The 12,523-nt window shown below is 61.6% G+C and carries 9 protein-coding genes, 1 tRNA gene and 3 pseudogenes; 4 read left to right on the top strand and 9 right to left on the bottom strand.

Annotated elements, in window-relative coordinates; translation table 11 throughout:
• The first annotated feature begins 26 nt into the window (after positions 1-26).
• Positions 27-2,656 (top strand): annotated as a pseudogene (locus ACFQT0_RS08005) (outer membrane beta-barrel protein).
• A gap of 122 nt (positions 2,657-2,778) precedes the next feature.
• Here ACFQT0_RS08005 and ACFQT0_RS08000 read toward each other — a convergent pair.
• From ACFQT0_RS08000 to ACFQT0_RS07960, 9 genes are all read right to left on the bottom strand, one after another.
• Positions 2,779-2,852, bottom strand: a tRNA-Asn gene (locus tag ACFQT0_RS08000).
• Between the two features lie 108 nt (positions 2,853-2,960).
• A complete protein-coding gene (locus ACFQT0_RS07995; RefSeq protein WP_380201828.1) occupies positions 2,961-3,437 on the bottom strand; it encodes a hypothetical protein in 477 nt (158 codons plus the stop codon).
• Positions 3,434-4,288, bottom strand: a complete 855-nt coding sequence (locus ACFQT0_RS07990; protein ID WP_380201826.1) for a 3-hydroxyacyl-CoA dehydrogenase NAD-binding domain-containing protein — start codon at positions 4,286-4,288, stop codon at positions 3,434-3,436. The genes ACFQT0_RS07995 and ACFQT0_RS07990 overlap by 4 nt, the downstream gene beginning before the upstream one ends.
• Positions 4,289-4,366: 78 nt before the next feature.
• Positions 4,367-5,338 (bottom strand): signal recognition particle-docking protein FtsY, encoded by a 972-nt coding sequence (gene ftsY, locus ACFQT0_RS07985; protein WP_380201824.1) that lies wholly within the window; start codon positions 5,336-5,338, stop codon positions 4,367-4,369.
• A 186-nt stretch (positions 5,339-5,524) separates the two neighbouring features.
• Complete coding sequence (locus tag ACFQT0_RS07980; protein ID WP_083322258.1) at positions 5,525-5,689, bottom strand: DUF4295 domain-containing protein; 165 nt, start codon at positions 5,687-5,689, stop codon at positions 5,525-5,527.
• Positions 5,690-5,697: 8 nt separating this feature from the next.
• On the bottom strand, positions 5,698-5,880 hold the full coding sequence (gene rpmG / locus ACFQT0_RS07975) for a 50S ribosomal protein L33 (protein ID WP_046245291.1): 183 nt from the start codon (positions 5,878-5,880) through the stop codon (positions 5,698-5,700).
• A gap of 382 nt (positions 5,881-6,262) precedes the next feature.
• On the bottom strand, positions 6,263-7,960 hold the full coding sequence (locus tag ACFQT0_RS07970; RefSeq protein ID WP_380201821.1) for an aminopeptidase P family protein: 1,698 nt from the start codon (positions 7,958-7,960) through the stop codon (positions 6,263-6,265).
• Between the two features lie 184 nt (positions 7,961-8,144).
• A complete protein-coding gene (gene rpmB / locus ACFQT0_RS07965) occupies positions 8,145-8,384 on the bottom strand; it encodes a 50S ribosomal protein L28 (protein WP_305009768.1) in 240 nt (79 codons plus the stop codon).
• An 84-nt stretch (positions 8,385-8,468) separates the two neighbouring features.
• A complete protein-coding gene (locus ACFQT0_RS07960) occupies positions 8,469-8,651 on the bottom strand; it encodes a DUF5522 domain-containing protein (RefSeq protein ID WP_380201819.1) in 183 nt (60 codons plus the stop codon).
• Between the two features lie 205 nt (positions 8,652-8,856).
• Here ACFQT0_RS07960 and rocD point away from each other — a divergent pair.
• The 3 genes and pseudogenes from rocD to hemB all read left to right on the top strand — a co-directional run.
• A pseudogene (rocD, locus tag ACFQT0_RS07955) lies at positions 8,857-10,108 on the top strand (ornithine--oxo-acid transaminase).
• 89 nt (positions 10,109-10,197) lie between these two features.
• Positions 10,198-11,334 (top strand): NAD(P)/FAD-dependent oxidoreductase, encoded by a 1,137-nt coding sequence (locus ACFQT0_RS07950; RefSeq protein WP_380201817.1) that lies wholly within the window; start codon positions 10,198-10,200, stop codon positions 11,332-11,334.
• A 93-nt stretch (positions 11,335-11,427) separates the two neighbouring features.
• A pseudogene (gene hemB / locus ACFQT0_RS07945) lies at positions 11,428-12,402 on the top strand (porphobilinogen synthase); the annotation flags it as partial.
• Positions 12,403-12,523 lie beyond the last annotated feature (121 nt).

Below are 12,523 nucleotides of genomic sequence, written 5' to 3'. Positions count from 1 at the left end.
CTAACCACCTTTTTCCCTGCACAAAAATGGACACCCTTTTACACTCAGCAGCTTTACCGGGCCCGGCACCGGCTTTGGCCGGTCGGCCGTCACTCATTCCACAAAACGCGGCCCTTGCTTTACCAGATGCCAAGTCCAATCACCTAAATCGCCAGCAGTTGGGCTGGCGCCGGGCGGGGATGGTACTGACGTTGGTGCTGGCTCAAGTTGGGCTGGCCAGGGCCCAGGGGCCAACGGGAGTAACCGGCAGTGTGCAGAGCGCAACAGGCGGTGCGGTGGAATTTGCAACCGTCACGCTGCACCGCGCCACCGACTCCACCGTTGTCAAATCGGAGTTTAGCGATGGCAAAGGCGCCTTTCGCTTCGAGCAGACGGCCGCCGGTAATTACCTGGTGTCGGCAGCCCAGGTGGGCTTTGTGCGCGCGTGGAGCAAGGCGATTGCGGTGGGTGCCGAAAGCCTGGCCCTGCCGCCGCTCACGCTGCAGGTAAGCCAGGCTACGGCCCTGAAAGAAGTGACTGTAGTGGGCCAGAAACCGCTATTCGAACGCCAGGCCGACCGCACGGTGGTGAACGTGGAAGGCTCTACCCTGGCCGCCGGCAACACCTCGCTGGACGTACTAGCCCGTTCGCCGGGCGTAACCGTGGATGGCAACGACAACATTGGCCTGCGCGGCCGCCAGGGCGTGCTGGTGCTCATCGACGGCAAACGCCAGCCCATGACCGGTACGGAGCTGGCCGACTACCTGCGCGCCCTGCCCGCCGACCAGCTCAAGAGCATTGAGCTGATTACCAACCCGCCGGCCAAGTACGACGCCCAGGGCGGCGCGGGCATCATCGCCATCAACCTCAAAAAGGACCAGCGCGTGGGCACGAACGGCACCGCCAACGCCAGCTACGGCCAGGGCCGCTACGGGAAATTCACCACCGGCGCGACCATGAACCACCGCACCCTCAAGACCAACACCTTCGGCTCGTACACCTACGGCAACCGCGAAAACTTCGGGGCGCTCACCATTCACCGGGACTTTTTCAGCCCAACTGAAACCGGCAAAGCCTTCATCGGCAGCACCGACCAGGAAAACTTTGGCAAAGGCCACGGCCAGATGCATAGCTGGAAGGCGGGCATCGACTACAACCTCAGCGAACGCACCGTGCTGGGCGCGGTAGCGAACGGCCTGGCCAGAAACAATGAGCAGAGGGGCACCAACTTCACCGACCCGCGCGACCCGCAGCGGCAACTCCTCCGGAGCTACAATTCCACCAACAACCAGTCGGTCAACGCGCCCAACTACGCCGGCAACCTCAACCTTAAGCACACCTTCGCCGACAGCCTGGGCAAGCGCGAGCTGACCGCCGACGCCGACTATGCGCACTATGAGAACAGTCGCCTGCAGTCCCTGACCACCTACTTCGACCGGGTGCGCGCCGAGCGGTTCGACCGGCTCGACGGCGACCAGCAGGGCAGCCTGACCATTCAGTCCATCAAGGCCGACTACACCCACCCGCTCAGCAAGCAAACCAAGCTGGAGCTGGGCGGCAAGGCGAGCTGGGTGCATTCCGACAACGACGTGGTGTTCACCATCCCCTTCGTCGACCCCACCACCCAGCAGCGCGACCTCAACATCCTGGTGCGCGACCAGAACCGCTCCAACCGCTTCCGCTACGACGAGAACATCAACGCCGCCTACGTCAACTTCAACCACACTCTGCCCAAGTGGACGCTGCAAGCCGGCCTGCGCGCCGAGCAAACCCAGGCCGACGGCAAGCAGGACGTGGAGCAGGCGGGCGTGGCCTCCGGCTTCAGCCGCAATTACTACCAGTTGTTTCCGAGCGCAGCCATCAAGCACACCCTCACCGACAAGCACGAAGTGGACCTGTCGTTGAGCCGGCGCATCGACCGGCCCGGCTACGGCCACTCAACCCCTTCCGCTCCTATATCGACGCCACCACCTACGGCGCCGGCAACCCCAACCTCCTCCCCCAAACCAGCTACAACGTGGAGCTCACCCACACCTACCGCCAGAAATACAGCGCGGGCCTGAGCTACAGCCGCACCACCAACCCCATTGTGGGCACCGTGCAGCCCGAGAATGCCACCAGCCGCATTGTGGTTTCCACTTCCCAAAACCTCAGTTCGCTGCACTACTACGCCCTCACCCTCACTGCGCCCGTGGAGCCCGTAAAATGGTGGAGCATCTACAACAACGTGGTGGCCTACTACAGCCGCTACGTGGGCACCCTGGCCGGCACCACTCTCGGGTCCAAAAACGCCCGCCCCGCCTTCTCGCTCAGCAGCAACAGCACCTTCACCTTCGGCAAAGGCTGGAGCGCCGAGCTCAACGGCAGCTACCAGTCGCGCGAGCTTTCCTCGTTCTTCAACACCGACCCCTACGGTCAGGTCACGGCCGGCATCCAGAAGAGCCTCTGGGAGCGCAAAGCCACCCTCAAGCTCAATGTGACGGACATTTTCTACACGAGCCCCCTCCACGCCACCTCTACCTACACCAACTACATCGAGCGCTTCTATCAGCGCGGCGATTCGCGCGTGGGCACACTGTCCTTCTCCTACCGCTTCGGCAACGACAAGCTGGCCCCCTCGCGCCGCCGCAGCGGTGGCGCCGAAGACGAGAAGCGCCGCGCCGGTGGCGGAGCATAATGCTACCTTTTTCTGCAAAGAGAACGGCCCCGCTTCTGGTTAGAAACGGGGCCGTTTTCAATTTATGCCAAGCCTAAAAACAAAGAAGCCCGCCAGTTATCGGCGGGCTTCTTTTGCTGTAGCGCTCCCTCCTGGGCTCGAACCAGGGACCCTCTGATTAACAGTCAGATGCTCTAACCGGCTGAGCTAAGGAAGCAATTTCTTGCCCGAAACCCGGTTGTTGTTGTTTCGGACTGCAAACTTACGACCTTCTCTAAAAAAGCACAAGCTGTAACCGCTTTTTTCTAAAAATTTGCCAGCCGCTTCAGTTCGTAATGTTGAGCAGGGTGCCTTGCAAGCTCGTACTGTACTGTTTTAGAGGCCGTGGCGCTGGGCCACCCGTGATTTGTCCCCGCAAATCAAATTGCGAATTGCAGCAAGAATCGCGCATAAACAGACGAGAATTCCGGTCCAGGCTCACCAGCGCGCACGCATCGTAGGGCCGATACGGGCAATTGCGCTCGAAAGCGAGGAAGGTACTGGCGTTTTGCCGCACCACAATCACGCCCTTCACGCCCCCGTCGCCGGCGGGTCCTTTGACGGGCAGCGTCACCGCGCCGTTGTCCATGCGCAGGTTGGCGTACTGTTGGTTGGTGATGTTGATGCTCAGGTTCACCGGCGCGTAAGGAATCAGCGGCTGGGCATCGTTATTATTGCCACAGGCGGCCAGGGTGCCCAACGAGGCCAGCCCAACGAACATCAAGAACCGGCTCAACCCGAAGCTTAGCTGAGAAATCTTCATTTCGAGTAATCGTAAAATCCGCGGCCGGCTTTGCGGCCGTGGTGGCCAGCGTCCACCTTCTGCTGCTGAATGCGGCTGGGCCGGAACTTGGCGTCCTGGTGAAAGGAGGCGTACATGGCGCTGGTCACCGAGAAATTGGTATCCACGCCAATCAGGTCCATCAACCGAAATGGGCCCATTTTGAATCCACTGGCTTCGAGCAAGTCGTCCACCACTTCAAACTGAGCCACGTTCTCTTCCACCACCTTCAGGCTCTCCACGTAGTAGTGCCGCGCCACGCGGTTCACGATGAAGCCGGGCGCATCGGCAGCCCGCACGGTGGTTTTGCCCAGGCGTTGGGCCAGCGCTTCCACGGCATCGGCCACCTCAGGGGCCGTGGCCACCCCGCTGATTACTTCCACCAGCGGCATCAGCGGGGCCGGGTTGAAGAAGTGCAGGCCCACTACCCGCTCCGGGTTGGGCACCGGGGCGGCGAGCTGGGTGATGGGCAGCGACGACGTGTTGGACGCCAGAATGGTATCGGGCCCGTTGAGAACCGCCAGCTCCCGAAACAGCTGGTGCTTCACGTCGAGTCGCTCCACCACGGCTTCAATCACGAGGTCGGCCTGCGCCAGCCCCATGTCGGTGGCCATGGTGAGGCGCGCCAGGGCCGCGTCGCGGGCTTCGGCGGTGAGCTTGTTTTTCTCCACCAGCTTGCCCAGGCCGGCGGCAATGGCCGTCTGGGCTTTCTCCAGGGCCGTGGGACTGAGGTCGAATAACACGGTGGGCAGGCCGTGCTGAATGCCGAGCTGCGCGATGCCCTGGCCCATGGTGCCGGCCCCAACGACGGCGAGCGTTTGAATGTCCTTCATAGTGCGAAGGTAAACGGCCCGCCCCACCAAGTATTGCTTGGCAGCGCGGGCCGCAGGGACTTCGCTTGGTTCGGAAGCCTATTTCTTAAACAGCGAATTGACAAACGTGTGCCGGTCGAATAGCTGCAAGTCGGTCATCTTCTCTCCCACCCCAATGTAGCGCACCGGAATGCTGAATTGGTCGGAGATGCCAATGACCACGCCGCCGCGGGCCGTGCCGTCGAGCTTGGTGATGGCCAGGGCCGTGACTTCGGTGGCTTTGGTAAACTCCTTGGCTTGCAGGAAGGCGTTCTGGCCCGTGCTGCCGTCCAGCACCAGCAGCACCTCGTGGGGCGCGTCGGGAATCACCTTCTGCATCACGCGCTTGATTTTGCTCAGCTCGTTCATCAGGTTCACCTTGTTGTGCAGGCGGCCGGCCGTGTCGATGATAACCACATCGGCGCCCATCTCCACGCCCTTGCGCACGGCGTCGTAGGCCACGGAGGCCGGGTCGGTATTCATGCCGTGGCTCACCACGGGCACACCCACCCGCTCGCCCCAGATGATGAGCTGGTCAACAGCAGCGGCCCGGAACGTGTCGGCCGCCCCCAGCACCACCTTCTTGCCCGCCGAATGAAAGCGGTGAGCCAGCTTGCCGATGGTGGTGGTTTTGCCCACCCCGTTCACGCCCACGACCATGATGACGTAAGGCTGGCCGGTGGTGCCGGCACTGTCAAGCACTGCGGTTGAGCCGGAATTGTTGTCTTCCAGGAGGCCGGCGATTTCCTCGCGCAGGATGCGGTCCAGCTCCGAGGTGTTCACGTACTTGTCGCGGGCTACGCGGGCTTCGATGCGGTCGATGACCTTCACCGTGGTTTCGATGCCCACGTCGGCGTGCACCAGCAGGCCCTCCAAATCGTCGAGCACGGCTTCGTCCACGGTGCTTTTGCCCACCACGGCCTTGCTCAGCTGCTCGAAGAAATTGGTCTTGGTCTTTTCCAGGCCCGCATCCAGCGAGGCTTGCTGCGTGGTGCTTTCCTTGTCTTTCTTAAAAAAATCGAAGAGGCCCATGGGGGTTCTGTCATGCTGAGCTTGCGAAGCATCTTATCACGTTCGCGGCGCTCGGGGGTAATAAGTGGCGCTGACGAAAGCGGCCGTGATAAGATGCTTCCTTCGTCAGCATGACAGGTGGCTTACACGCAAAAAGTCCCACGAAGGTGGGACTTTTTAAACTTTTACAAAGCCGAAGCCAGGGGCTTACTTGTTGCCGGTGGCCAAGTACTCCTGTACTTTGTCGAGGAGAACCATTTCCTCGCGGAAGGTGTAAGCGCCGGTCTTTTCCGATTTCACGGCCCGAATCACTTTAGCCCAGTTCTTGGCGTTCTCTGTGGTTTTCAGAGTTGCTACTACTTTCTTAGCCATTGCTCAGGTTATTTAATTTCCTTGTGAACAGTCATTTTCTTGAGGATGGGGTTGAATTTCTTCAACTCGATGCGCTCAGGGGTGTTCTTGCGGTTCTTGGTGGTGATGTAGCGCGAGGTGCCCGGCATCCCCGAGTTTTTATGCTCGGTGCATTCCATGATAACCTGCACCCGGTTTCCTTTCTTGGCCATCTCGACGGGGGTGTGTTTTAAATTTAGGACTGCAAAGGTACGGGGCTTTTTGGAAACGACCAAGGAAAAGTAACGTCAACTTTCAGTTGGCGAAGCAGAAGCACGTTTTCAACGGTTAAACCTGATGAAAGCGACCGTCATGCTCATCTGGCGTCCGCTTGTCGAACCCCAGGTCGGGGTAGCCAAGCATCTCGCACGCTCCTCTTGTCATGCTCATCTAGCGTCCGCCTGCGAAGCATCTTCTCATGGCTCAACGACTCGTGCTGACCTGAGAAGATGTTTCCTTAATCAGCATGACAGGCGATTTGGTTGGTACTGCGGTAAAGATGCTTCGCTGCGCTCTGCATGACCCTGTTTTGGACACCTGAACGCACTACGCTTGCTACTTCAGTGCCGGCAGTTTCCAGGCTTCCAGCGCGCTGGGCTCGGCCATCAGCTTCTCAATATCGGCCACGGTGCGCGGGGCTTCGGCCGATAAGTTCTCGTAGCCGGTGGCCGTAATCAGCACGTCGTCTTCGATGCGCACGCCGATGTTCCACCACTTGGGGTCGCAGGGCGAGCCGGCCGGAATGTAGATGCCTGGCTCAACGGTGATAACGTTGCCGGCCCGCAGCGCGCCGTAGCTGCCCCGGTCGTGCACGTCGAGGCCGAGGTAGTGGCTGGCGCCGTGGGGATAGTACTTGCGGAATTCTTCCTTCTTTTTGATGATGCCGAGCTTGAGCAAGCCATTGGCCACCACTTCCTGGGTCGCTTGGTTGGGAGCGTCGAAGCTGACCCCGGGGCGGCAGGCGGCAAAGCCGGCTTCCTGAGCCGCGAGCACCAACTCGTAAATCTGGCACTGGGTTGAGCTGAACGTGCCGCTGGGCGGCGCCGTGCGCGTGACGTCGGCCGAGTAGCCGTGGTATTCGGCGCCGCAGTCCATCAGCACGAGGTCGTTGTCGAGGCGCTGGCGGTCGTTGGTTTCGTAGTGCAGAATGCAGCCGTTGGCCCCGCCGCCAACGATGCTGGGGTAGCCCTGAAACTCTGAGCCGTAGCGGCGGTACACGTATTCGTGCAGGCCCTGCACTTCCATCTCGCCCATGTCGGGGCGCAGCAGCTTCATCACCTCGCGCTGGCCCTGGGCGCTGATGCGGACGGCCCGGCGCAGCAAGGCCAGCTCTTCGGCGGTTTTCACGGCCCGGAGCTCGTCGAGGTGCTCGTTGAGGGACGCGCCGTCGTAGCGGGAGCCGGCATTGGGATTGATTGCGCGCTGACGGGCAGCGTCCGTAGTAGCGGCCAGATACGCCTGTATCGAGGGCTCGGTGGCCATGGCGGGCCGCTCCTGCACCAGCTTGGTCAGGTAGGCCTTGGCCTCGGCAGAATTGCTGTTGCTGAAACGCCTGAGTATCCGGTCGGCTATGGTGCGGTTGGGGTTGTAGTCGGCGGGCAGGCCGATTTGCTTCCGGAACGTGGCTATCAGGCTGGCCAGGTCAGCCGGAGCCTGGGGGTCGTCGCGGGCATCGGCGGGCAGTTCCGTGAAGAGAATCTTATCAAAATCGGCCCAGGAAATCCCGGCAGTGACAAACGTTTTGTTGTCGGCCGCGAACTGCAGGCCCTGGCCTTTGGCACCGGCAGCGCCCAGGCGGCGGCCGGTCCACTGCTCGCGGGCGGGGTCGCGGGGCTGGGTAAACAAGGCCTCGGTAACGCCTAGCTGCCCGCCCACGGTGCGCGGCTCCTTGAACAGGAGCAGCACGGCATCGGGCTCCTCGTAGCCGGTGAGGTAATAAAAATCGGGGTTTTGATGGTAGACGTAGTTCACGTCATTGGCCCGGTTGCGAACCGGCGCGGCAAACACCACCCCCACGCCATGCGGCGGCAATTGGGCCCGCAGCAGCTCGCGGCGCTGCTTGTGGAATGCCGGCGAGAGGAAGTCGGTGGGCCGGGCGGGAGCCGTAGCGGCCGACAGCGGCTCAGGGATAGAAGTTGGTTGTTGGGCCGCAGCCGCGAATCCCGCCAGCGCCAGCCAGCTTCCCAGCATCAGTTGAGCCGGGCGCTGCCCAGATGAGAACGAAGACCGGCGAGCGCGGGAAAGAAACGGCATGTAATACAGAGGTTAAAAGCAAACGAAAGCGACGGCACAAGATACCGCAAACAGACAAAGCCAGCGCCGATACAGTTGCCTCGAGGGCAAGCGTATCGGCGCTGGCTTTAACAAGCAACCCGGGCGGAGCCAGCAGAAAGGACTTCTGCTCAACTACTCCCGATGGCCTACTCGGTACTGAAATCTAGTAAACGATGAAGCCCTGCTCCTTGGCCTTCTTCAAGGTGGCCATGATGCCGTTCTTGTTGATGGTGCGGATGGTGGACGTAGCTACTTTCAAGGTTACCCAGGCATCCTGCTCGGGGATGTAGAAGCGCTTTTTCTGCAGGTTCGGATAGAACTTGCGCTTGGTCTTGTTGTTAGCGTGCGAAACGTTGTTACCAACGCGGGTACGCTTGCCGGTCAAATCACAAACACGGGCCATAATATCGGAGGGTTAAAAATTACAATGCAGGGAAACGGGCCGCAAATATCGGCAAAAGTCTGGCATTCACCAAGCACCCCACCGTTATTTCTGCCCGGATGCGCCCTGGGAGCCTGCTTTCGCCGGAAATTTCCAGGGACAATGGCGGCAACCACTCTGGCAACAGCTGCCCCGGCGCCGGTGGTACTGCTCGGTGAAGACGAGGTAGCCCTCGGGCGTGTAGTAGAAATCGCCGGGCTGAAGCGGCTGGGGAACAGGGGCAGGCATGGGCGCCGCAAAGGTACAAACGCTTGCCTGGGCAACTTTCTGAGCCAGGCACCAGCCGCCCAGCACAGGAAAGGATACCATTTGGGCTGGCGGCCCGATACCTTGCGCCGGCCTTCGCGTATGTCCCTGCTCTACCCTATGGTTTCGACTCTGCAGGCCGGAACAACGTATTTTCGTGCGCTCACTTAAACCTCCCACCCGCCTTATGCAAACCTCCTCCCCCACTGCCACCGCCAGCCGCGCCGAGCAGCTCATGCAGCTCGAAGACCAGTACGGCGCCCACAACTACCACCCCCTGCCCGTGGTGCTGAATCGCGGCGAAGGCGTACACCTCTGGGACGTGGACGGCAAGCACTACTTCGATTTTCTATCAGCCTACTCGGCCGTAAACCAGGGGCATTGCCATCCGCGCATCATCGGGGCACTCACAAAGCAGGCCCAGCAGCTCACGCTCACGTCGCGGGCCTTCTTCAACGACCAGCTGGGCGCGGCCGAAAAGCAGCTGTGCGAGCTGTTTGGCTACGACAAGGCCCTGCTGATGAACTCCGGCGCCGAAGCCGTGGAAACCGCCCTGAAGCTGGCCCGCAAGTGGGGCTACCAGGAGAAAGGCATCGCGCCGAACATGGCCCGCATCCTCGTGGCCGAGCACAACTTCCACGGCCGCACCACCGGCATCATCTCCTTTAGCACCGACCCCGACAGCACCGGCGGCTTCGGGCCCTACATGCCCGGCTACGAAGTAGTGGCCTACGACGACCTCGCCGACCTGGAAGAAGCCCTGAAGGACCCGCACGTGTGCGGCTTTCTGGTGGAGCCCATTCAGGGCGAAGCCGGCGTAATGGTGCCCTCGGAAGGCTATCTGCAGAAAGCCTATGCGCTGTGCCGCGAGCACAACGTGCTGTTCATCGCCGATGAAATCCAGACCGGCCTGGGCCGCACCGGGCGCCGCCTGGCCTGCGACTATGAGGATGTGCACTCCGACATCCTGGTGCTGGGCAAGGCCCTGAGCGGCGGGGTGCTGCCGGTGTCGGCCGTGCTGGCCAACGACCAGATTATGCTCACCATTCAGCCCGGGCAGCACGGCTCCACCTTCGGCGGCAACCCGCTGGCCTGCGCCGTGATGCGCGCCGCCCTGGATGTGCTCCACGACGAAAAGCTCATTGATAACTCCTTCCGACTAGGCAATATATTCCGCGAGCGGATGCGTGCGGTGCAAGCCAAGCGCCCCGAAGTAGTGGAGCCTGGTGCGCGGCAAAGGCCTGCTCAACGCAGTGGTCATTCGGCCCCACGCCGACGGCCGCACCGCCTGGGACGTGTGCGTAACCCTGATGGAGCGCGGCCTGCTGGCCAAGCCCACGCACGGCGACATCATCCGCTTTGCCCCGCCCCTGGTGATTACCGAGCAGCAGCTGCACGAAGCCTGCGACGTTATTGAAGACGTGATTATGGCCTTCTAAGCGCAAAGTCCCGCAAGGTTTTAAACGTAAAGTTTCGCGAAGTTTGTTGGTCTTGAAATTCGCCCTGGCGAAACTTTACGTTTAAAACTTTGCGGGACTTTGCGCTATCGTACTGGGAACACCAGTCCTTCTTCGGGCCGGCCGACGTGGCCATTATCGGCGCGGGACTGGTGGGCCTCACCACTGCGTTGTACCTGAAGCAGCGCCGGCCCAACTGGCGGGTGGTGGTGCTGGAACGCGGCTCTTTGCCCAGCGGTGCCTCCACCAAGAATGCGGGGTTTGCCTGCTTTGGCTCAATTTCCGAGTTAATTGAGCAGGAAAAGCGCGGCGACCTTGAAGCCGTGGTGGCCGCACGGTGGGAAGGCCTGGCCCGCTTGCGCGCACTGGTGGGCGATGCCGAGCTGGACTACCAGCCCGTGGGCGGCTACGAGCTGTTTCGCCACGAAGAAGCCGCGCTGGCCACGGAATGCCGCCAGAAAATCGGCTATTTCAACGACTTACTGGCGCCCATAATCGGCCACGCCCGCACCTTCCGCGATGCCAGCGACGAGGCTGGGCGCCTCAATTTTGGGGGCGTGGAGACGCTTCTCAAGAACGAGTCCGAAGGCAGCCTCGACACCGGGCGTATGATGCGCGCCCTGCTGGCCCGCACCTGGGCCGCCGACGTGCCTGTGCTCACCAACTGTGCGGTGGAGGCCATCGAAACCCTGGGCACCCGGCAGGTGCGCCTGGCCAACGGAGTGGTCATCAAAGCCGGGCAGGTAGTCGTGGCCACCAACGCCTTTGCCGCCGAGTTGCTGCCCGACTTGGCCGTGGTACCCGGCCGCGGCCAGGTGCTGGTAACCGAGCCACTGCCGGAGCTGACACTGCCAGGCACCTTTCACTACGACCACGGCTACGCTTATTTTCGCCAGCTGCCTGACCACCGCCTGCTGCTGGGCGGCGGCCGCAACCTCGATTTTGCGGCCGAAACCACGACGGCCCCGGGCCTCACCGGGCCAGTGCAGCGGTACCTGGAAAACCTGCTGCACGATGTCATAGTACCGGGCCAGCGGCCCCGCATCGACTACCGCTGGAGCGGCGTAATGGGCTTTGGTCCGGCCCTGGCGCCCATCATCGACTGGGTGCAACCGGGCGTGCTGGCCGCCGTGCGCTGCAACGGCATGGGCGTGGCCCTGAGTGCCGGCACGGGCTGGCTGGCCGCCGAAAAGCTGGCCAACAGTTGAGCAACCCCATATCTGAGTTAGTCGCGACCTTTGCTCAGTTTTATTTGTTGAGCTAAAGTGTTCATCACTATCCACCCTGTTTTTAAGTAGAGAATGCTTCCCACCCACCGCCCCCGCCGCAACCGCAAATCCGAAGTTATCCGTGACATGGTGCAGGAAACCCGCCTCACCACCCACGATTTTATTTTTCCGCTGTTCCTGATTGAAGGCCAGAATCAGGCGCTGGAGGTAAAGTCCATGCCCGGCATCTACCGTTATTCCGCCGATAAAATCATCGACGAAGTAGGCCAGTGCGTGGAGCTGGGCATTAAAACCTTCGCCCCGTTCCCCAGCATCAGCGACTCGCTGAAAGACCGGCTGGCCAAGGAATCGGCCAATCCGGAAGGCCTGTACCTGAAAACCGTGGCCGACATCAAGCGGCAGTTCCCCGACGTGGTGCTGATGACGGACGTGGCCATGGACCCCTACAGCAGCGACGGCCACGACGGCGTAGTCGACGCTGACTCCGGTGAAATCCTGAACGACGCCACCCTGGAAGTACTCGGCCAGATGGCCCTGGCTCAGGCCCGCGCCGGCGCCGACATCATCGGCCCCAGCGACATGATGGACGGCCGCGTGGCCTGGATTCGGCGGGTGCTCGATGAGAACGCCTTCCAGCACGTGAGCATCATGAGCTACACGGCCAAATACGCCTCGGCCTTCTACGGCCCGTTCCGGGACGCCCTGGACTCGGCCCCCAAGAAAGGCGACAAGAAAAGCTACCAGATGAACCCCGCCAACAAGCGCGAGGCCCTGCGCGAGCTGGCCCTGGATGAAGCCGAAGGCGCCGATATGGTGATGATAAAGCCCGCGTTGAGCTACCTAGACGTGATTCATGCCGTGAAGGAGAACACCCACCTGCCCGTGACGGCCTACAACGTGAGCGGCGAGTACGCCATGGTGAAAGCCGCCGCCCAAAACGGCTGGCTCGACGGCGAGAAGACCATGATGGAAGTCCTGACCAGCATCAAGCGCGCCGGCGCTGACGCCATTCTGACCTACTTCGCCAAGGAAGCGGCTGCCGTGCTGCGCCGCGGCTGGCTGGTTGGTAGACGCTGCCGTACCAAGCTAGGCGGTACGGCAGCGTCTATCTTTGCGCTTTGGAGTCGGCTGCCTTTAATGGTGCCGCGAATTGCTTCGGCCTCGCTGC

This window comes from Hymenobacter humi (assembly GCF_042665855.1).
GTDB classification, from domain to species: domain Bacteria; phylum Bacteroidota; class Bacteroidia; order Cytophagales; family Hymenobacteraceae; genus Hymenobacter; species Hymenobacter humi.
The sequence above is the reverse complement of the archived record's forward strand: the minus strand, read 5'-3'. Positions and strand labels throughout refer to the sequence as shown.

Bases quoted from the DNA above. Each gene is read 5' to 3' on its own strand.
- rpmB (WP_305009768.1), bottom strand. From the start codon at position 8,384: ATGGCCCGTGTTTGTGATTTGACCGGCAAGCGTACCCGCGTTGGTAAC.
- ACFQT0_RS07995 (WP_380201828.1), bottom strand. From the start codon at position 3,437: ATGAAGATTTCTCAGCTAAGCTTCGGGTTGAGCCGGTTCTTGATGTTC.
- ACFQT0_RS07970 (WP_380201821.1), bottom strand. From the start codon at position 7,960: ATGCCGTTTCTTTCCCGCGCTCGCCGGTCTTCGTTCTCATCTGGGCAG.
- ACFQT0_RS07960 (WP_380201819.1), bottom strand. From the start codon at position 8,651: ATGCCTGCCCCTGTTCCCCAGCCGCTTCAGCCCGGCGATTTCTACTAC.
- ACFQT0_RS07990 (WP_380201826.1), bottom strand. From the start codon at position 4,288: ATGAAGGACATTCAAACGCTCGCCGTCGTTGGGGCCGGCACCATGGGC.
- ACFQT0_RS07980 (WP_083322258.1), bottom strand. From the start codon at position 5,689: ATGGCTAAGAAAGTAGTAGCAACTCTGAAAACCACAGAGAACGCCAAG.
- rpmG (WP_046245291.1), bottom strand. From the start codon at position 5,880: ATGGCCAAGAAAGGAAACCGGGTGCAGGTTATCATGGAATGCACCGAG.
- ftsY (WP_380201824.1), bottom strand. From the start codon at position 5,338: ATGGGCCTCTTCGATTTTTTTAAGAAAGACAAGGAAAGCACCACGCAG.